Genomic DNA, 20,426 nt, shown 5'->3' on the forward strand with positions numbered 1-20,426 from the left:
TTTCCCCAGGTCTGCACCCACTCTATCATCAGTGAAGAAAAAGACTGCCCGCCAACAGCCAAGGGCTGTCTTTAGCAGTCTTTGACCCAGCGAGCATCCATCAAAATTGAATCAGGAATTACCCAAAAAACTTTTCATCCGATCGACAAACGTGCGAGTTTGCTCTGATGGCGACTCTCCCAATTCTCGACCCAGTTCGCGGAGCAACTCTTTGCCTCGTTCACTCAGTCCTGTAGGCGTAATCACATGAACTCGCACATGCTCATCACCGCGTTGGGTCTGTGAACCCAGTTTGGGAATTCCCTTGCCACGAAGCCTGAACGACGTACCATTCTGCGTGCCTTCTGGAATACGCAATTTAACTTTGCCATCCAGCGTCGGTACTTCAATTTCATCGCCCAACGCCGCTTGAACAAAAGTCAATGGCACATCTACATAAACATTGGTTCCATCGCGTTCAAACACTTCGTGAGGTCGAACTCGAATCACAATATGCAAATCACCTGGCTGTCCGCCACTCGGACTCGTTTCACCAGCACCTGGCATACGCAACCGCGTGCCGTTGTCGACACCAGGCGGCACCTTGATATGGATGGCTCGACGAACTCTTTTCCGTCCCTGCCCCGCACATTCACGACAGAGTTGTTCAATGATTACGCCACGTCCGTGGCATACTGGACAAGGTCGACGATTCACCATGCGGCCAAAAGGCGTATTGACGACGTTTTGCTGTTCGCCCGATCCGTTACAAGCTGTGCAGCGCCGCGTCTCTGTTCCGGGCTTTGCACCCGTACCTCCGCAGTTATCGCAAGTCTCTGTGCGCGGCACCTGGATTTCCTCTTCCACGCCAAAGGCAGCATCCTCGAAATCAATCACCAATTCATATTCCAAGTCTTCTCCGCGCTGTGGACCGCGAGCAGTCCGCCCACCAAAAAACATGTCAAAAATATCGCCAAAACCCGAAAAATCGCCAAACGGATTTTCAGCACCTGAAAATCCTCCCATACCGCCATTTCCCGAAGTAGCCTGATGACCAAACTGGTCGTAACGCGCCCTTTTATCGGGATCGGACAAAACCTGATAAGCCTCCGTCAACTCTTTAAACTTTTCGGCAGCGTTTGGATCATTTTTATTGACATCAGGGTGGTTCTGGCGGGCCAATTTGCGGTAGGCGCGCTTGATCTCGTCAACTGTCGCGGTTTTTGAGACGCCCAAGACTTCGTAATAATCGCGCTTATCCACTGGCTACCTACCCCCTCTCCTAACCACAAGTAAACGCGCGGCGTGGCAGGCACGGCCGCGCGAAGACGCGAATTTGTGAACAAGTTTATTTGTTGTTATCTACCTCATTGTACTCAGCATCAACCACATTGTCATCTTTCTTGTCAGTGTCTCCAGCTTCCTGTCCACTCTGTTGTTGCGACTGAGCAGCTTGCTCATAGAGTTTGGTGGACAGTTTATGCAAAACATCTGTCAGTTCCTGAGAAGCTTTATCCACTGCAGCATCGTCTTCTCCCTGTAACGCATCCCGCAAAGCTTGCAGTTTGGTTTCCGCTTCTGACTTCAACTCGCTGTCAACTTTGTCACCCAAGTCTTTCAGGGTCTTTTCGGTTTGATAAAGCAAACTGTCCGCTTGGTTTCGTTTCTCAATTCCCTCACGGCGTTTACGGTCTGCTTCAGCATTGGCTTCCGCTTCACGCACCATGCGATCGATCTCGTCTTTCGACAAGCCGCTGGAAGCTGTAATGGTGATACGCTGACTCTTGCCTGTTCCCAAGTCTTTAGCTGACACATGGACAATACCATTAGCATCAATATCGAAAGTGACCTCAATTTGCGGAATACCACGCGGTGCCGGGGGAATATCCGTTAATGTAAAGCGACCCAATGTCTTGTTGTCGCGCGCCATTTCCCGCTCACCCTGGAGCACATGAATCTCCACAGATGTCTGATTGTCGGCCGCAGTGGAGAAAATTTGACTCTTCGAAGTCGGAATGGTGGTGTTTCTATCAATCAATCTCGTGAACACGCCACCCAGCGTTTCAATGCCAAGAGATAGCGGGGTTACATCAAGCAAGACAACATCTTTAACTTCACCCGTCAATACACCCGCTTGAATGGCAGCACCCACGGCTACTACCTCGTCAGGGTTAACGCCTTTTGACGGCTCTTTACCAATCAATTTTTTGATGGCTTCCTGCACTGCAGGTATACGTGTTGAGCCACCTACTAAAATCACACGATCAACATCATTTGCCGAAAGACCCGCATCCGAAAGGGCTTGGCGTGTTGGGCCGAGCGTGGACTCCACTAAATCTGCCGTTATTTCTTCAAATTTGGCACGTGTCAAATTGACTTCCAAATGTTTGGGACCTGTAGCGTCCGCTGAGATAAACGGCAAAGAAATCGTTGTTGTAAGCGTCGAAGACAACTCTTTTTTGGCTTTTTCAGCTGCATCTTTCAGTCGCTGCAAAGCCATCTTGTCTTGACGCAGATCGATGCCGTACTCTTTTTTGAAACTATCCGCTAGATATTGGATGATCCGTTCATCAAAGTCATCGCCACCCAAACGATTGTTACCACTGGTTGCTTTGACTTCAAATACTCCATCCCCCAATTCGAGGATGGAAACGTCAAACGTTCCACCACCGAGATCGTAAACCAAAATGGTTTGTTCGCCTTCTTTATCAAGACCATAAGCAAGAGCAGCGGCGGTCGGTTCGTTGACAATACGCAAAACTTCCAAACCAGCAATCTTACCTGCATCGCGCGTTGCCTGACGTTGCGCGTCACTGAAATAGGCAGGCACCGTAATGACGGCCTGGCTCACTTTCTCGCCTAAAAAGGCTTCTGCATCTGCTTTCAGTTTTTGCAGAATCATGGCTGAAATTTCTTGTGGTGTATAGGATTTGCCGTCAATTTCAGTACGATGATCTGTACCCATATGGCGCTTAATAGAGATAATCGTTCGATCTGGATTGGTGATGGCTTGACGTTTCGCCACATCTCCAACCAGGCGTTCTCCTTCTTTCGTGAAGCTGACTACTGAAGGCGTTGTCCGATTGCCTTCGGCATTCGGAATGACCACTGCTTCTCCGCCTTCCATAACAGCGACACACGAGTTGGTGGTGCCTAAGTCTATTCCTATTACTTTTGCCATTCGTAAACCCCTCCTGATGACCCTAAACTTCTTCTAAGGTAGATAAACAACTATATTTGATGTATGTAACGGCAGAAAAGCGGCGGTCGAGAGTCTAACTACATGGTTACTTTAACCATTGCCGGCCGCAATACTTTGCCGTTTAGTAAATAACCTGCCTGAAGAACTTCGACGACCGTTCCGGACGGATACTCCTCTGAAGCAGCTTCTTGCAACACGGCGTCGTGAAATTCTGGATTGAATGGTTGGTGCAACGGTTCCATTCGTTCAACACCCTGCTTTTGCAAAAGTGTCTGCAATTGGCGATGAACCATGCCAATGCCAGTGGAAACCTGCTCTGAAACTCCTTCCTGCTCAAGAGCAGGAAGCGCGCGGTCAAAATTATCAAGCACTGGCAAGAGTTCAGCCAGTAAAGTGCGGGCTGCTGATTTGACTAATTCTTCCCGCTCTTGACGAACTCGTCGACGAAAATTATCAAAGTCCGCCATGGTGCGAAGTAACTGCTGGCGAGTTTCCTCCAATTCTGACTGCAATTTCCCCAACATATCCGGTTCTTCTGCTATCCGTAAATCCTCTTCCAATCCGGATGCGTTTCCCGCCTCTATCGGTTCTTCCGAAGAAGATTGGACAGCATCAGCGGTTTCGACTCTTTCATCATTCGAGTTTTCCTCGCTAGCGTCGAAGTCATTTTGCTGTTGTTCTTCTGACACGCTCTTCCCTCCACAACCTTGCTATTTTAATACGCTAGCCAAGTGAACGATTGGTGCAGATTATCCTCCAAAATCATTTCGTTCGGTAAGCAGTTTGGACAATGCTCTGGCGGCGTAATCGAGTACTTTGACAATTCTTGCATAGTCCATTCGCGTTGGTCCAATCACACCCAGACGGCCGACTACCTCGTTGCCAATTCTATACTCAGCGCCAATCACTGCACAATCCTGTAAAGGCAGCGCAACGTTTTCCGAGCCAATCCGCACACCAATACTGCCACGCTCCGCGTTGGGTAACAAGTTCCCCAATTCCTCTGTTCGCTCAAACAGTTCAAACAGTGGGCGAACTTTATCAACATCGCGAAATTCCGGCTGTGCCAGAATGTTTGCAGCCCCACCAATGTATACTTGATGCGAACGTTGGCTCGCTTCAGACAATTCATCAAGAAAAGCCAAGGCGTCCTCATAACTCGCCAAAAGTGTGGACAGTTCCGCAGAAGCTACACGATGCAATCGAGATCGCAAACGGGAAATGGGTACGCCAACCAACTTGTCATTCAGTAACTTGACAAGCGAAGCGATATCTTCACCTGCTACATCATCTGACAGTTGCACTTGTCGGTCTTGAACGTGGCCCGTGTCCGTTACCAGTATGACCACGGCTCGGCTTGGCGCAATCGGTATCATTTCAATTTTTCGCACACGTTCCTGATGAGTACGTGGCCCAAGCACGACAGATGTCTGTTGTGTAATGTGGGAAACAACCTGCGCTGTCTGCTGTATCAAACGTTCCATTTCACTTAACTTTTGCTCGAACAATGAACGCAATGTGGCTACAGTTTTTCTGTCAACAGACGGTTCATCCATCAAATTGTCCACATAAAAACGATAGCCTTTTTGTGATGGCACGCGGCCTGCCGATGTATGCGGTTGATCCAAATATCCCAACTCTTCCAAATCCGCCATTTCGTTGCGAATTGTGGCAGCACTAAATTGAATGTCATGATGTTTGGAGAGTGTCCGCGAACCTACAGGTTCAGCCGACCGCACGTAGTCATCGACAATGGCATGCAAAATTAAACGCTGTCGATGTGATAACATGGCCAACCCTCCTTTGTTAGCACTCCATTTATTCGAGTGCTAAGTTACTCTTTGACAATAGCAACGTAAATGCCTTCTGTCAATCTTCCGTGACCGTCGCCACAAACTTCTCAAAAATTTCATTAGATACCGCCCAATACTGAAGAGGTAGAGAAACAAAATCGCCTTTTTGCTGCAGATAACCTTGCTGGAACAGAGATTCCCATACTTCTCCAAACAACTGTTGTGGAACTGCAGAAAACCGTTCTTCAAACCGCCGCAAAGAAATTCCATCACGCAATCGCAAACCAAGAATCATCGTCGTCTCAGCAGCTTCGGCATAAGTTTCTGAAATGGCGCTTGCATGCGGGAGACGTCCATTTGCAACCATTTGGCAATATTCCAGCAGAGATGAAACATTCTCATAGCGAGTACCATTCACGTTGCCATGCGCGCCCGCGCCTGCAGCAAAAAAAGGTTCATTACGCCAATAGACCAGGTTGTGCCGCGCCTCTGCTCCTCGTTCAGCAAAATTGCTAATTTCGTATTGGCGCAGATACGCTGACTCTAATAGTTCGCGTACCTGTCCATACATATCAGCTTCAGCATCTTCTCCCGGCAAGGGAAGTTGATCGGCAGCTTGCCATTGAAAAAAAGGCGTGCCTTCTTCAACTTTCAGCCAATATGCAGAAATATGCCGTACATGAAGTGATAAGGCGCATTTGACCGATTCTTCAACGTCCGCTTTACTTTGCTCTGGCAACCCAAACATTAAATCCAAATTGATGCGTTGGAAGCCCAGAGATTGAGCTCGTTCTACACTAGAAGCAATATCATCCACATTATGAATGCGACCAATCGACATCAATAACCGTTCGGAGAAAGTCTGTGCACCAAACGAAATGCGATTGACTCCAGCTTCCAATAATGTTTCTAATTTTCCCACATCCGTCGAACCGGGATTCGCTTCCACGGTCCACTCAACGTCTGGCGCAAGCGGGAAATAGGCTCGGACTGCCGCTAGCACTTTCTTAAGCAAAGGTATCGGCAGACGTGTAGGCGTTCCACCTCCAAAAAAGACCGTTTGCAACGGTTGCTGAGCTTCTTTACCCAGCCATGCCAATTCCTGAACGAGCGCTTCCGTATAACTTTCCATAAGGGAGGGTGGCGCTACATAGGTGTTGAAGTCGCAGTAAAAACAGCGGCTTTGACAAAAAGGAATGTGCACATATAAAGATGTGGGACAGACACTCCACATCGCATCCCGCCGTTTTTGTCCCTGCTTGGCAAACACGTTCATCACTCCATTTTCAGCACGGCCATAAATGCCTCTTGTGGCACCTCCACATTCCCTACCTGTTTCATGCGTTTTTTACCTTCTTTTTGCTTTTCAAGCAATTTGCGTTTACGCGTAATATCGCCGCCATAGCATTTCGCCAATACATTTTTTCTCATGGCGCGAATGGTTTCCCTAGCAATCACACGCTGACCGATCGCCGCTTGAATGGGCACTTCAAACATTTGACGCGGAATCAGTTCTTTTAATTTCTCGCAGAGCACACGCCCCCGCTGATAAGCTTTATCGCGATGAACAATGAAGGAAAGCGCGTCAATGGCTTCACCATTTAAAAGCACGTCCATTTTCACCAAATTGGACGCTTGATACCCACTCAGTTCATAGTCAAAAGACGCATAGCCCCGGGTGGACGATTTAAGGCGATCAAAAAAATCATAAACAATTTCAGATAATGGCAGTTCATAAATTAACGTGGTACGTGTAGCATCCAGATATTGCATGTCTTTGAAATGTCCACGTTTCTCCTGGCACAACTCCATAACCGACCCGACATGATCTTTAGGGACAATTATAGAAGCTTTCACATACGGTTCTTCAATCCGTTCGATCCGATCTGGAGTTGGCATTTCACTCGGATTGTCAATTTCCAAGCGATTTCCATCCGTAGTATAGACGTGATAAACCACCGAAGGCGCGGTCGTAATCAGCGTGAGTCCGTACTCTCGCTCCAGACGTTCTTGCACAATCTCCATATGCAACATCCCTAAAAACCCGCAACGAAAACCAAATCCAAGAGCACTTGAAGTTTCTGGTTCATAAGTCAACGCCGCGTCATTCAGTTCCAATTTCTCTAGCGCTTCACGCAAATCTTGGTACTCTGCAGAATCGACAGGATAAAGTCCACAGAAGACCATGGGATTGGACTTGCGATAACCAGGCAACGGCTCTTTAGCCGGACGGTCAGCCTCCGTCACCGTATCGCCTACACGTGTATCGCGAACATTTTTAATGCTGGCCGCAAAATATCCAACTTCTCCAGCTAAAAGCTCGTCCACAGGAGTCATGCGAGGTCGAAAAACACCTACTTCATCGACTTCAAAAGTGGCTCCAGTCGCCATCATTCGTACGCGCATCCCTTTTCGCAGCGCACCGTTAACTACCCGCAAATAGACGATCACACCGCGGTAGGAGTCGTAATGCGAGTCAAATATGAGCGCTTGCAGAGGTTGGCTGTCATCTCCTGCTGGGGCAGGAACCTTCTGGACAACCTGCTCCAAAATTTCACGGATACCAATCCCTGCTTTTGCTGACGCCAAAACGGCCTCAGAAGCATCCAAACCAATAATATCTTCAATTTCCTGCTTAACTCGTTCAGGTTCCGCACTGGGCAAGTCAATTTTATTAATCACAGGGAGGATTTCCAGATTATTTTCGAGCGCCAAATAGACATTGGCTAAAGTCTGCGCCTCAATTCCCTGCGCCGCATCCACTACTAACAGAGCACCTTCGCAAGCTGCAAGCGAACGCGAGACTTCATAAGTGAAATCTACGTGACCTGGCGTATCAATCAGGTTCAATTCGTAAGTGTTGCCATCTTCCGCCTGATATTCAATGCGAACCGCCTGAAGCTTAATCGTAATACCGCGTTCACGTTCCAGATCCATTTGGTCGAGCAATTGATCTTGCATTTCTCGTTCAGCAACAGTTCCGGTATATTCCAAAATCCGATCGGCAAGTGTCGATTTACCGTGATCGATATGAGCTATTATAGAAAAATTCCTGATGCGCGACTGGCGTTCGTGCATGGGAAATTCATTGCCTCCCTTGGCGCCGCATGAAATAGGCCGCGTACAACGCGCGGCACATCGTCTCTCGGCACAGTATAGCACAAATGGCAATCAATCACCCTGCAGTTTTGGCCGATCCGATTGCAATTTAATGATGATGAACGTGCTGACCCGTTTTGATACCTTCAGCGGCATGCAATCCCTCGCGTACAATAAAGTAGAGAAGAAATAGAGCAGCTATCGGATCGACAAACCACCACCCGAAAAGATAGTGCAAACCGAGATCGGCCAGAACGATCCAGCTCATATACGTACAGACGACGTTACAAGCTGCATCGCCCATCAGTGATGTACTGCATAACACTCTGCCCATTCGACGTTTTTGAACAGCAAACCAAGGTGTAATGACAGAAGAGGCTGCAGTAATTGCAAGGCCAAGCGGTGTAAATTCGATGCTAGCGTGTGTGCGTAAATCTTCTCCAGCGCGAATCGCAATATAAGCGGCTAATAAAAAAAGTAGACCACTGACTAAAGCGCTGGCCACTTGCTCCGCACGCTTGGAGATTCGCACTTGACCAGTCTGCAGTTCTATCCACAAACGCACAACCAAAATCATACCGGATATGAGTTCAATGGCGCTGTCCATACTGATGGCTGACAGAGACAAACTGCCGCTCTGATGAGCAGCCACAGCAGATAAAGCTGCTTCTGCGGCTATCCAGCCAACCGATAGTAGTTCAATTTGCACTGCATGCAACAGCCAGCGACCGCGTTCGTGGAGTAGATGATTGCCCATATTTCAGCCTCCCATTTGTGTACTGCTTGGATCTGGTTGTTCTAAAAAGAGGGTTTTGATAATACTCGCCAGCATCTGACCAAATCCGTTCTGTACGCGATTGCCAAGAAAGGCTCCGCCACTGTCCACCGCATTGCCAAGCGGGCTTTGCATGCGGTCAAGTGCCTGACTGATAGGTCCATCAACAGACCCTATACCGCCTTGTCCATAGTTCGTCGAACCATTGCTGGGCGTGATATTGACCGAAGCAGGAGCAGAAGAAGAAAAATCAGGTGTTACCCATGAATCGCTTCCTGAATTTGCGCCATACGATGGACTGGTTTCTGGCACAGGGTTAGCCATAGCTGTCACAGAGGTGCTCGGTTGGGATACAGCGCCGCCGAGCGCAGATACGCTAGCCGCAAGTCCAGCAAAAGCGGCAGTTGCCGCACCAACAAACATTGTGGTAAAAATAACGCCTGCCACTAACGTTTTTAACTTGCGTTTTATAGCTATCCACGACGGATCCGATACCATTTACGATTCCTCCTGATACTCTTGCATTTGTCAAAAAGGTATGCGGACATCTATAAAGTTATGACAAGCTATTTGCGAGATTCATAGATTTTCTGATGTCACGGAAAAGTAAGAAGGAAACCTGAACCCAATAGCGAAATTTGACTCATTGTAGGAAAAGCATTTATGAGGTAATGAAGGAAGGAAAAGAATGTCAAATATCAGTTTGCCTTTGTCAGTAGATCGGCCAAGGCCAAAAATCAATTCGTCTTCATTCCATACCTATCCAACAAATTCTGATTCTGCTGCCAATGCTAAGAATGATTTTGCCAGTCTCCTGCTCTCTGAACTGCTCAGCATGGAGGAAAACAGCTATTCTACAGACAATCTTTCGAGTGGCCTTAATGCGGCAGCCTTGTTGTTGGATGCGAGTCAACCTATGAACGAAAATGGCGGCGGAAACTCTTTCACCAATTTGACGGACAGCATTCAAGCCTACCTCAATGCGTTGCCCGGACTACTCAATGCTGAAGACTCCCTGAATGCTGCCACAGAAGACAGCAGCCTGTACGGACTTGACACTTCAGTCATGTCGACAAATCTGGATCCACTGAGCAATTCAATAGATAACCTAGAGATGGCATCTAATCCGTTATCTGAAATGAGCAATGAAAATCTATGGGCAGATATAGAAGAATCTTTGCTGGCGAATGAATCTACAGGTCATACAGCGTCTACCGCGATTCCTTCCAATGGAGCAGCGATATCCAATTTACTCAATTCATCCAACCCTATCCCAGCCAACGATTCGCTGGATTCATCAGAGTCGGTTGCATCCATTCAAAAGGCGATTCAAGCTGCTGCAGATATGTACAATGTACCTGCAAATTTGATTCAGGCAGTCATTGAACAGGAGTCGGGAATGAACCCAACAGCTGTTTCCAGTGCGGGTGCCTTGGGATTGATGCAGTTAATGCCCTCCACTGCTGCTGCAATGGGTGTAGAAAATCCACTGAATCCTCAACAAAACATATTCGGTGGAACAAAATACTTGTCCCAATTATTGCAACAATATCATGGGAATACGGCACTCGCGCTAGCAGCTTATAATGCAGGTCCAGGTGCGGTTGATTCTTATGGAGGAATCCCACCCTTTCCAGAGACACAAAATTATGTTGCTAATATTCTTCAAAAACTGTAATCATCCATCCTTCTATCCCTACGGCTCTGAAAGGCTGCGTCGACAGCCGTCACTCAGAGCCGTTTTTTAATGAAGATGGTTTGAAAAACTTTCTTAAGTTAGGATTAATGCATGAAGAGGGCAGCATCCTCAAGCGTCATCGCTGGATGCAAGGCAACGTTCAAACCTTGGGCTACAACTTTAGCCATATCTGTGAGAAATTCATCAATTTCTTTGGGCGTGACCACTAAATTGTGTCCAACGGGGGTTAAAACTTCTCGAACTAAATCTACTTTCTCTCGAGTGTTAAATCTATCAAAAATGGCGTTAGCCGCATTACCTGGAACTTTTCTACGCAACTCTTCCAAAACCAATTCTATCGTATCTCCAGCAATCGTTGCCGCTTCCACAACTGTAGGAATGCCAATAGCCAATACTGGAATTCCCAGCGTCTCTTGATTAATCGGTTTGCGATGATTACCCACACCAGCTCCAGGTTGGATACCAGAATCGGCAATCTGAATGGTTGAATTAACACGAGACAAGGAGCGGGCAGCAAGAGCGTCAATGACTATGACTGCGTCCGGGCGCATATTTTCTACAAGCCCCTGAACAATTTCGCTCGTCTCAATTCCTGTAATGCCAAGAACGCCAGGCGCAACCGCAGAGACCGAACGATATCCTTTGCCATCCCCCAGTATTTGTGGCATATAGTGAAATAAATGCCGAGTTACAAAAAGCTTTTGCACCACCTGTGGCCCTAGTGCATCAGGCGTTACATCGCGGTTACCGAGACCTATGACAAGAATGGAAGCTCGTTCGGGAAGTTGAATGAGAGATTTTAACTCATTTGCAAAAGCTTCTGTTACCCGTTCCTGTAAGTCTGGATCTCGACGACGAAGCCCTGGAGCTTCGAGTGTAATATATCGACCCTTTTTTTTTCCGATTTTTCGTTCAGCAACTTTGGTTTTCACATGTACACGTGTAATCGTTATTCCTTCTAAATGTTCTTCTGATTCGTCCAGTCCTTCAATAGGTGCGGGTTTACCAACCATCATCTCGCGTGCCTCAATAGCCAAATCGGTCCTTGGACTATAGGCTAAACGCTGTTTGGTGGGCAATATGGATATCGGCCTTCCTAAGCGTTTATGGATAGATTTTGTCATAAATCTCTCTCCTTCAGTTGCGCGAGTGTAAAGGCTATGGTATGCTGACGACTGTCTGTAAGCATGCATGTTGCGAAGGAGGTGAGATTGTGCCGAACATCAAGTCCGCTGAAAAACGCGTGCACGTCACCAAGCGGCGCACTTTGCGCAATGCCTCGCTGCGTTCCGCCCTTCGCACGACTTTGAAAAAGTTCGATGTGACACTCTCGCAAAACGATGTGGAACAAGCTCGTCAAGCTTTGCGCATTGCCACACGAGCTCTGGATAAAGCGGCGACCAAGGGGATTATTCACCGCAATACGGCGAGCCGCAAAAAGTCGCGATTGACCCGCCGCTTCAACACTTATGAAAAGAACATGGCGTAATAAGAGCAAAAAACGCAAAGGCGACCCTGTAGAGGGTCGTTTTCATTTTTAATCCATCCGTCCAAAATTTTCACTTGCGGTCAATCTGGTCTCTTCTTTGGCCGCTTGAACGAGCCGTTCTAACATACTATCACTTGAAATGGTGGTTCTTCTTGTGGAATGTCCAATCTTGGACGGTCTGGTCGATGCCCCGGATAAATGGTGATCGTGAGATGGCAAATCGTTGGGTTGTTGTTCTTGCATTTGCTGCAACCAGCGCTCCAATCCTTCACGAGCACCGGGAACCAACAGTTTACGACGTCGGCGAGCCATGCTTGAGACCCCCTTCCATGCTTACTGTGCCCGATTGTATGGCTGTTTAATCTGCCCAACACTTACAGTAAGACTGGAAACAACCCAAAGAAGAGCCCCCTCCGCCTCCCATCTACCTGACTTAACAAAATATTCCGCATCAGCAATAGAGACAAGGCAAGATTCTAATTTTTTACGATCCCAATAGACGGCCTCTTCCCCCGCTTTGCTCAGTGCAAAAGGGTGAACACCCAATTCTGTTGCAGCCTTCTTGCTTGTTCCCACGACTTTGGCATACCACATTAATCGTATCTGTCGAGCCAGCATACCCAACAGAGAAAATTCGTCGATTCCGCGTTGTGCGAGTTCTTGACGAATAGCCCAAGCTTTGGATAAATGCCCGCTCCATACTGCAGAAACAAAAGCAAATAGGTTGTCTTCTAGGCGAGGAACAGCTAATTCAGCCAATATTTCCATTGTGATGGGATGATGATGAGAAAAAGTAAAGATCTTATCTAATTCTCGAATAAATTGACCTACTGATTCCACGCGTTCAGCTAAATCTTGTGCAACTTGATGATCAAGCTGTCTGGCCCGTTCATCAAGTATACGCGCTAGTTCTATCCTTTCCGAACTTTTCTCCGTATAACATTGAATCATGGGATAGCGCTTGAGTAATTTGCTTAATTTGCGACGTTCATCCAATTTATCAGCATCTACACACAAAATTAAATGAGCATGATGTGAGGGAGATTCGAGATAGGTTTCTAGCTCTGTAAAATCCCACTTGCTTTTCCCCCCGCTCTGCATTCCGGTGAAATGGCGAATCACAGCCAACGTCCTGTCTCCAAAAAGCGATGGTGAATCAACAGCCATTAAAATCTCATCGATTCCCTGCTCGTCAAATTGGATATCCAAACGCATAACTTGATCCTTTTTTGTTAATTTTTGATATACTCTTTCGATCCAAGCATCAACCAGCGCTCCATCCTGACCCAAAAGCGTATAAACTGGAGAGAGTTCTCCTTTTTCCAAAGCTAGATAAGCCTGTCCGAAGCGCATACCCGGTCACCCTCCACGAATAGAAAAGTGACTGGTCAGCTACTCGGCCAAGACCAGTCACTCCTTCATGATTAACGAAGACTTGATAACTTACAATTGTACAACCTGCTGCGTTTTCTCAGCAGTAAGTCGCATACCACCCAGTTCCCACAAATATTTCACCTTTGTAGCTTCTTTCGCCAAACTAGCAACCATTCCGCGAACAGGAATACCACCCATGTCACCTACGCCAACTTCTCGACCTAAAGACGCCAGTGTCCCTTTGAGGGATGGACGGAATGATTTCATTTCCTCTTTGTGCCCATGAACAAGAGCGTGTAAATTCTTGGCAATCGTCGTTCCCATTTGTGTCGCTACTTGAGCTGTCGGAGGCAGCGGGCGACCTTGCTCATCGTCACACCAAGCACTGTCACCGCCGATAAAAATACGCTCGTCATCCACTGATTGTAAATACGGCGTCACTTTAGCGCGGCCTCTGCGATCACAGGTAAAACCAAGTTCCTGAAGAAGCGGGTTAGCACGAACTCCACCTGTCCAGATAATCGTCGAAGCTTCTACTGGATCGGCCCCTTCAAGTATGACTTTATTCGGCTCTACTTTTAAAATTTTGATGCCAATGCGCAATTTAGCTCCTTTATCCGTCAGCGTTTTGGCTGCGACATCACGTAACGGCGGTGCAACTTGCGGCAAAATGGAAGGCATGGCCTCAATACATTGAACATCCACTAAGCTGAAGTCAATATCTAGCTGTTGGCATAGTTGTGGCAAAAATTCCATCAATTCTCCAAGTAATTCTATTCCTGTCAATCCAGCTCCGCCAACAACAATTCGCAGATCTCGACTATCTTGAGTTTCTTTGTATTTCTTGAAACGTTCTTCGATGTGTTGACGAATTTCTTTAGCACTTTCCAAGTCACGAATACCCAAACTATATTCTGCTAACCCAGGAATTCCAAAAAACTCAGGCACCCAACCTATCGCATACACAAGGTAATCATAGGATAATTCGCCGTTTTCCAGTGTAACAGTGCGATTTTCTCGATTGATAGTTTTCACTTTGTCAACTACAAGTTCAGAAGTACGTTTCGTAAGAATATCACGAATTGGGATGCAATAGTTATGGACGTCGCTACGTCCACCCGCTGCTTCATGTAAAAGCGTGGTGAGATAGTGGTATTCATGAGCATTCACTAGAGTGAAACTCTCACCTAATTGTTCCAAATGTGTTGCTGCCATCATTCCTGCGTAACCGCCGCCCAAAATTACAATTTTGGCCATTCTGTCTCCTCCATCCGACTGCGTGCGCTTCTTTGGCACACCAAAAACTAGGATATCTCGATTGCCGAGTTGAGTCATCTGAAAAATGATTTTTTCTCCAAAGGACACTGCCTAAAAAGCAAATTCCTCAAAGTCAGACTCACCCTTGAAGCAATAATTCTTCAGACAACTCCATTCTGGATATCCAACTTACCCTTTATTAAAGAAAGTTATGTTATGCTCCATTAGCTACTATATCACAATTCATTCTGTGAAGAGCAATGATGACGATACGACAATGCATACATCTTTCATTTGCAGTATGCTCTGTTGTTTGTAAACCATTACAATTTTGTGACCACTCCCCATACCTAAGGGCATGAGCTTCTCAGAAGATGCATGACGCAACCGTCTACATAAAAACCGGCAAGAATGATATGAACTTAACGAGGTGACAGAAAAATTTTTCTCAAAATGATAAACAACCATTCAAGAGCCAGGTAATAGGCACATAAATCATAAAATGGCCAACTTGGCAACTGCATCATGGCATGAGGTGCATTTCCAAAAACGCTGATGACTTGTAAGATTTTCTGTGTACCTTTAGTGAGTATACAGCCCATACCATAGGCAACCGAATGAAAGAATGGCATGATGGAGGCTAAAAGACAAACTCCTATCCATGCATACAAAACGGGCAAAAACCAGAGGAGTACGGGAACGAGCAGCAAATTACTCAATAATGCGTAAGGAGTCCACTGTCCAAACAATTCTAAGCAGAGCGGGTCAATATATAATTCAGCAAAAAGATCGAGCAAAAAGCTGCAATAAATATAATGCATGATTCTAAAACGCCCAATTCTCTTTTTAGAATAACGTTTCGGGAAAAACAGAACAGCTTTTTGAATCCCATAAGATGCTGCAAATGACAATAGCGAGGAGCTTGAAAATGCCACACTGGGGCAAATCCATATCAAAAAACAGGAGGAAAGCACAAAAGACACTGTAGAAGAAGGTTGTCGATGAACCCAAACACCACTTAATCGATAAGTTTCCATCAAGGAATATCGAACCATAGAAGCTGTGCTGCCGCAAATAATCGTATAAATCCAAACGCTGCAGAGTAACGCGATAATTCGGATAGAAACAGGAACAAGAATGAAGCGAAGTAGCCATTTCTCCAACAACGATAAAACTTGAACTAAAAATTTCACGTTCATGCCGTTTGCTGATATAACATGTGGTATTCCTGCTGTTAAAAATATATTTTTTTCACTTTTGGACAGATTTTGTGAACCGACCAACATCGCCAACAAAATACGAGCTTGTGGACGCATAGCGGGTGGACTATTGTTATAGAAAAGACTTTGCAATTTTTGTAATATTGATACACCTAAGTTACGCTTAGGGTTCATACTTAGTGATTGTACCAATGTGGCCTGTAGTTCATATTGCGGATACAAAAATTGGACAAGCACGTTGGAAGGAAAGGTTGACTTTACTTTTGAACTTATTCTATCAGGAAAGCATGTACCCTCTAACTGCAATTGTTCACCTATCTGATAAGGTTGTCTATCCTCTCGATTCGGAATCCAAACTGCTTGAAAATATGCGCGTTGAACACGATTTGAATTAGAAATATTCGTAACTATTAAATGTATGATTTCCCAATTTCGTTTAACCTCGAGTTGATGAACAGTAGCCAAGAAACTTATTTTTTCTCCATATAAAGTAGTAGGAAATCGTAAGTAAACTTGCTCCGCTCTCCAATCGCCTGCAGAAAAAAAGAACAGAGAAAGGAAAGCTAAGGCCAACCATGGTAATGAATTCATCCAGCCTGACTTCCACGCCAGAATCATAATCAACAACAAGCACGCCATGATGACAAATAGAGACCTATAAAGGAGAGGAACGATATGAAGTATCCCAAGGACGCTTCCTAGAACTGAACTTATCAAAGCGAACCAACCTGCTCTTAATCGCCAATCCATGAGAGTCATTCGTAAAGACATGATTATTGAACACTAAAGAACTCAGCAATTTTTTCATAAGTTTTTTCACCAATTCCTTTTATATTTTTTAAATCGGAAACATTTTTAAAACCACCATGTAACTGTCTATATGCAATGATTCTTTGCGCTCGAGTAGGTCCAATACCCGGAACAGTTTCCAGTGAGGCTGCACTTGCAGTATTTAAATCAACTGGATTCTCAGGTAAAGCTATTTTTTTGTGAGAAGTATGAATAGCAACCGTTGAGTTATCCATCGACTGCACACGGACTTGGGCGTTTCCAACAAAGGCAGTGGATGGCTGTCCAGCGAATCCCTGTCCATTTGGTGAAGGTACGAATACTTCTTCACCATCACTTAACTGTTCTGCAAGATTGAGCATTGACGAATCCTGCGGATGGAGAAATCCACCCGCAGCCTTCACAGCATCCTCTACTCTGGCACTGGATGGCAATGAATAAACACCTGGATGACGGACATCTCCTGTGACATCAATTTTCATCAGCGGATTTACTTCGTTTGGACGAGCCATCATGGCACTCGTAGGAGACGACTCGGCTGTACTCATTGCTGATGATTCATCTAAAGCCCCATATTGATTTAAATGTTTGGACAGTAAAATACAGAATCCCAAAAAAAGTAGAACAACCGGAAAACCTATCCAAAATATTCTTTTCAACCAAATATGTTTTTGGGATGGATAAGAATTTTTAATCAAAGAAGTCTGCAGAGGAACTGCGGAGGATTCTGTTTCTGTTTGCGTAAAAGATAAATCTTCATTTGGATATAATTGATTTTTCAACACTTGCCAATCGAATTGAGAATCTTCCTGATTCCATGAATCATATGGATTGCTCACTGTTTGTCCTCCTCGCTGTGAGGATGCTGTCATGCTATCCCCACTATCCATCTCTTTAGTAGTTCGCTGGTTTCGTAAAAATACCGAACAAACTACATGTTTAGAATTCGAGGAGTTAACAGTGGCTCCTGTTTCGTTTTGTATGAATTGGTATTAATTTTGTAAATAATCCGCTTATTTTTTAATCGCAACAAACGTCATACGATCGGATAATGATATTTCAGACTCACCAAAATCTCCAAAAGCAAGAATTTTGGCGAATCCAGCTTCTTTAAGAAGTCCTTCAATATCGTTTTGTGGATAAAACATTTGTATGTGATGCTCATCAAAACGCTGATAGTTATTGCCTTGAAGTCTTTGAAATCCTGTAACATCATGATATATTTTCCCAGTTACATCCACTTCTGTAGCATGAATAATGGCCATTTCATCATCAACCACATGCCATGCTCCTGCTTGCAGCTGTTGGATACGCATCGGTCCAAGGACATCAAAGGCAAACCATCCATTCTTATCCAGCAAACCATACACACAATGACATAGCTTAAGCAAATCTTCACAACTAGGCATATAATTCAACGCATCGCGCGTGCACAGAAATCCAGCAGGGGCAGGAAGGCCTTGTGGCCAACGCAAATAACGCATATCCTGATTCAACCACCGCACTTTTACTTTTTCTTCCATAGCTCGTTGGTGAGCGAATGTAAGCATCGAAGATGAGTTATCGACACCCACTACATGGTAACCTCGCTGAGCTAACCGCACAGCCAGAACACCCGTACCACATCCTAAGTCACCCAAACTGACAGGTGGATTTGGCAGAAGTTGCTGCTGTGCCAAAAAGCCTATCCATTTGTCAGGTAAATCATCTTCGGTTAACTCATCATACACATTAGCTAGCCCTGTGTATGGACTGGAATCTACAGAAAATCTTTTGTCGTCCAAGACGATCACTCCGCTTCTGTTTCCAGGCTCAGAACAGGTGCATCGCCCCACAATCTTTCCAAGTGGTAAAACTCGCGATCTTCTGGACGAAAGATATGAACTACAATATCCCCAAAATCCATTAAAACCCAGCGTGCATCTTCGAGACCTTCCATACCCTTACAATAAACACCGTTTTCACCCATTTTATCTTTGATTGCTTTAGAGACCGCTTGAATTTGCGTTCCCGAATTGGCCGAACAGATAACAAAATAATCTGCCATAGGAGTTAATTCGTGAATATCAAGAATTAGAACATCTTTCGCTTTTTTATCAGACGCAGCTTGAGCAGCTTGCATAGCCAATTCGGACAACATCATATGGGTCATGGATGATCTCCCTTCATTCATTTTCACTCCACAGCACCCTGTTTTGGCATTGCGGCTGTAGTTTTTGGTTTACTATTTGTGTACATGAGATACTCATTGCGTGCCATGACAGTTAGAGGAAAAATAGGTTCCCCACGCTCCAAGAGATATAAAATGGAACTCTCCAAGCAGCGCAGAACAGCGCTATCGAGATCGGAAAAAGCTAACTGTCGAATAGAATCTACTCCCGGATAAGAACGACCAGGTTCGACGGCATCGGCAATGAATAAAATTTTCTCCAATTCACTCATCGCCATGCGACCACTCGTATGATAGATGACAGCATTCAAAACATCTTCATCCAAAATTCCATATTCTACCCTTCCCATATGTGCAGCCACAGGTCCGTGCAACAACATGGGAATTGTTGCAAATCCACTTGGTACTTCAATTTGTTCTGCTTCTTGGGCAAGTCTCTCAGCTGGCCATTCTCTTGCCAAATCATGCAGCCAACCCGCTAATTCTGCCTTCTCTTCAGGCAAATGATAGTGCCTTGCCAGAGTGACAGCCGTCTCCACCACACCTTGCACATGACGAAAGCGCCTATCGCTCAACGCTTTCCGTGCTGCGCGCTGGAGTTGCAACGCCAACTCTGTCATATTTCGTCCCTCATTTCTTCTTGCCTCTTTGCGTAAACACATCAAAAGATAAAATCCCAATTTATCATTTTACATATATTTCTCTTAGCTTTTCTTCAAGTGCGAAGGGTACCAAACCACAAAGCGGCAGTTTTTCAATCACACGCTGTCTAATCCACGTGGAAGAAACATCCACCAAAGGCATTCGCAGCAACGAATATTGAAAATGAGAGCTAGCTCGTCTTAATTCAGAAAAAACAGGCGTTAAATCATGTCCTTCCCGAGCAGCCACCAGAAAGTCTGTCATCGCCAAAACGGTTTCCCATTCTTTCCAAGTCTGTATATTCTCCAGACTATCGGCTCCCATCAAAAAGCTGAACGAATACGCAGGATACTTATCTCTCAGAACGCGTAAAGTATCCACTGTATAAGAAGGAGCGCGCAATGACTCCTCTATATCACAGATAGATAAGCCTGTCGATCGAGAAATCAATTGACGAATCATATCTTTTCGATCCGCCAAAGACGCCATAACCTGCCCCTGTTTATGCGGAGGAACTGGAGCGGGCATAAACCAAACGTCTGCCTCTGTCTGCTCGGCGGCAAGCGTAGCCATCAGCAGATGTCCAATGTGGGGCGGATCAAATGTACCACCAAATAAAACAATCCGCTTTGACATTAGTTCTTTGGCAACAGAATACGTTCTTTGTCAGATTTCCGATACAAGACAAACGTTCTGCCAATGACTTGCACTTTTTCCGATCCGGTCGCTTCCGCTATAGCATCTGCCGCCTCGTTCCGCTCAATAGGACTTGTTTCTAACAACGTGACTTTGACCAATTCGTGTGCCTCCAAAGCCATTTCCACTTGTTCTAGCACACCTGTGGTAATTCCACCTTTCCCTACTTGAACCACTGGTTTGTAGGATTGCGCAAGCGTTCTTAAAAACTTTATCTGATTTTTTTCAAGCATTGACAAGAC

The 20,426-nt window shown here is 45.6% G+C and carries 21 protein-coding genes; 2 read left to right on the top strand and 19 right to left on the bottom strand.

Features of this window, described 5'->3' with window-relative positions; all coding sequences use genetic code 11:
• Nucleotides 1-111: 111 nt before the first annotated feature.
• From dnaJ to ACOJUR_RS11430, 8 genes are all read right to left on the bottom strand, one after another.
• Complete coding sequence (gene dnaJ, locus ACOJUR_RS11395) at nt 112-1,242, bottom strand: molecular chaperone DnaJ (protein WP_072872599.1); 1,131 nt, start codon at nt 1,240-1,242, stop codon at nt 112-114.
• Between the two features lie 85 nt (nt 1,243-1,327).
• Nucleotides 1,328-3,160, bottom strand: a complete 1,833-nt coding sequence (gene dnaK / locus ACOJUR_RS11400) for a molecular chaperone DnaK (protein WP_420950043.1) — start codon at nt 3,158-3,160, stop codon at nt 1,328-1,330.
• 98 nt (nt 3,161-3,258) lie between these two features.
• Complete coding sequence (gene grpE / locus ACOJUR_RS11405; RefSeq protein WP_306952837.1) at nt 3,259-3,870, bottom strand: nucleotide exchange factor GrpE; 612 nt, start codon at nt 3,868-3,870, stop codon at nt 3,259-3,261.
• Between the two features lie 60 nt (nt 3,871-3,930).
• A complete protein-coding gene (gene hrcA / locus ACOJUR_RS11410; RefSeq protein ID WP_072872602.1) occupies nt 3,931-4,971 on the bottom strand; it encodes a heat-inducible transcriptional repressor HrcA in 1,041 nt (346 codons plus the stop codon).
• Nucleotides 4,972-5,050: 79 nt separating this feature from the next.
• Nucleotides 5,051-6,250: a radical SAM family heme chaperone HemW gene (hemW, locus tag ACOJUR_RS11415; RefSeq protein WP_420950549.1), complete on the bottom strand. Its 1,200-nt coding sequence runs from the start codon at nt 6,248-6,250 to the stop codon at nt 5,051-5,053.
• Nucleotides 6,250-8,052 (bottom strand): translation elongation factor 4, encoded by a 1,803-nt coding sequence (gene lepA, locus ACOJUR_RS11420; protein ID WP_072872603.1) that lies wholly within the window; start codon nt 8,050-8,052, stop codon nt 6,250-6,252. Before lepA ends, hemW begins: the two co-directional genes overlap by 1 nt.
• Nucleotides 8,053-8,182: 130 nt before the next feature.
• A complete protein-coding gene (locus ACOJUR_RS11425) occupies nt 8,183-8,830 on the bottom strand; it encodes a cation efflux transmembrane domain-containing protein (RefSeq protein WP_072872604.1) in 648 nt (215 codons plus the stop codon).
• Between the two features lie 3 nt (nt 8,831-8,833).
• Nucleotides 8,834-9,346 carry a hypothetical protein gene (locus tag ACOJUR_RS11430; protein ID WP_072872605.1) on the bottom strand — a complete coding sequence of 171 codons (513 nt, stop codon included), beginning with the start codon at nt 9,344-9,346 and terminating at the stop codon, nt 8,834-8,836.
• A gap of 190 nt (nt 9,347-9,536) precedes the next feature.
• On the opposite strand from ACOJUR_RS11430, the gene ACOJUR_RS15995 reads away from it, so the two are divergent.
• On the top strand, nt 9,537-10,526 hold the full coding sequence (locus ACOJUR_RS15995; protein WP_476692317.1) for a lytic transglycosylase domain-containing protein: 990 nt from the start codon (nt 9,537-9,539) through the stop codon (nt 10,524-10,526).
• Nucleotides 10,527-10,630: 104 nt separating this feature from the next.
• Here the strand turns inward: ACOJUR_RS15995 and gpr are convergent, their stop codons facing one another.
• Nucleotides 10,631-11,671, bottom strand: a complete 1,041-nt coding sequence (gpr, locus tag ACOJUR_RS11440) for a GPR endopeptidase (protein ID WP_203115353.1) — start codon at nt 11,669-11,671, stop codon at nt 10,631-10,633.
• Nucleotides 11,672-11,760: 89 nt separating this feature from the next.
• Between gpr and rpsT the strand changes: the two genes are divergently transcribed.
• Nucleotides 11,761-12,036 (top strand): 30S ribosomal protein S20, encoded by a 276-nt coding sequence (gene rpsT, locus ACOJUR_RS11445; protein WP_072872606.1) that lies wholly within the window; start codon nt 11,761-11,763, stop codon nt 12,034-12,036.
• Nucleotides 12,037-12,084: 48 nt separating this feature from the next.
• Here rpsT and ACOJUR_RS11450 read toward each other — a convergent pair whose 3' ends face one another.
• The 10 genes from ACOJUR_RS11450 to yhbY form a co-directional block, all read right to left on the bottom strand.
• On the bottom strand, nt 12,085-12,348 hold the full coding sequence (locus ACOJUR_RS11450) for a hypothetical protein (RefSeq protein WP_072872607.1): 264 nt from the start codon (nt 12,346-12,348) through the stop codon (nt 12,085-12,087).
• Nucleotides 12,349-12,369: 21 nt separating this feature from the next.
• Nucleotides 12,370-13,389, bottom strand: a complete 1,020-nt coding sequence (holA, locus tag ACOJUR_RS11455) for a DNA polymerase III subunit delta (protein WP_420950044.1) — start codon at nt 13,387-13,389, stop codon at nt 12,370-12,372.
• Between the two features lie 90 nt (nt 13,390-13,479).
• Nucleotides 13,480-14,775 (bottom strand): NAD(P)/FAD-dependent oxidoreductase, encoded by a 1,296-nt coding sequence (locus tag ACOJUR_RS11460; RefSeq protein WP_083573953.1) that lies wholly within the window; start codon nt 14,773-14,775, stop codon nt 13,480-13,482.
• Nucleotides 14,776-15,089: 314 nt separating this feature from the next.
• Entirely contained in the window at nt 15,090-16,658 is a 1,569-nt protein-coding gene (locus ACOJUR_RS11465) for a ComEC/Rec2 family competence protein (protein ID WP_420950045.1), read from the bottom strand.
• Nucleotides 16,659-16,660: 2 nt separating this feature from the next.
• Complete coding sequence (locus tag ACOJUR_RS11470; protein WP_420950046.1) at nt 16,661-17,515, bottom strand: ComEA family DNA-binding protein; 855 nt, start codon at nt 17,513-17,515, stop codon at nt 16,661-16,663.
• Nucleotides 17,516-17,689: 174 nt separating this feature from the next.
• Nucleotides 17,690-18,460: a class I SAM-dependent DNA methyltransferase gene (locus ACOJUR_RS11475; RefSeq protein ID WP_420950047.1), complete on the bottom strand. Its 771-nt coding sequence runs from the start codon at nt 18,458-18,460 to the stop codon at nt 17,690-17,692.
• A 5-nt stretch (nt 18,461-18,465) separates the two neighbouring features.
• Complete coding sequence (gene rsfS / locus ACOJUR_RS11480) at nt 18,466-18,819, bottom strand: ribosome silencing factor (protein WP_072872749.1); 354 nt, start codon at nt 18,817-18,819, stop codon at nt 18,466-18,468.
• A 32-nt stretch (nt 18,820-18,851) separates the two neighbouring features.
• Nucleotides 18,852-19,466, bottom strand: coding sequence for a bis(5'-nucleosyl)-tetraphosphatase (symmetrical) YqeK (gene yqeK, locus ACOJUR_RS11485; protein WP_072872612.1), 615 nt, complete (start codon nt 19,464-19,466; stop codon nt 18,852-18,854).
• 64 nt (nt 19,467-19,530) lie between these two features.
• Nucleotides 19,531-20,124 carry a nicotinate (nicotinamide) nucleotide adenylyltransferase gene (gene nadD / locus ACOJUR_RS11490; RefSeq protein WP_072872613.1) on the bottom strand — a complete coding sequence of 198 codons (594 nt, stop codon included), beginning with the start codon at nt 20,122-20,124 and terminating at the stop codon, nt 19,531-19,533.
• The gene (gene yhbY / locus ACOJUR_RS11495) at nt 20,124-20,417 is read right to left on the bottom strand and encodes a ribosome assembly RNA-binding protein YhbY (RefSeq protein ID WP_072872614.1); all 294 of its coding nucleotides are present in this window, start codon (nt 20,415-20,417) and stop codon (nt 20,124-20,126) included. Before yhbY ends, nadD begins: the two co-directional genes overlap by 1 nt.
• Between the last annotated feature and the right edge of the window lie 9 nt (nt 20,418-20,426).

This window comes from Alicyclobacillus tolerans (assembly GCF_048984885.1).
Lineage (GTDB): Bacteria > Bacillota > Bacilli > Alicyclobacillales > Alicyclobacillaceae > Alicyclobacillus_I > Alicyclobacillus_I tolerans.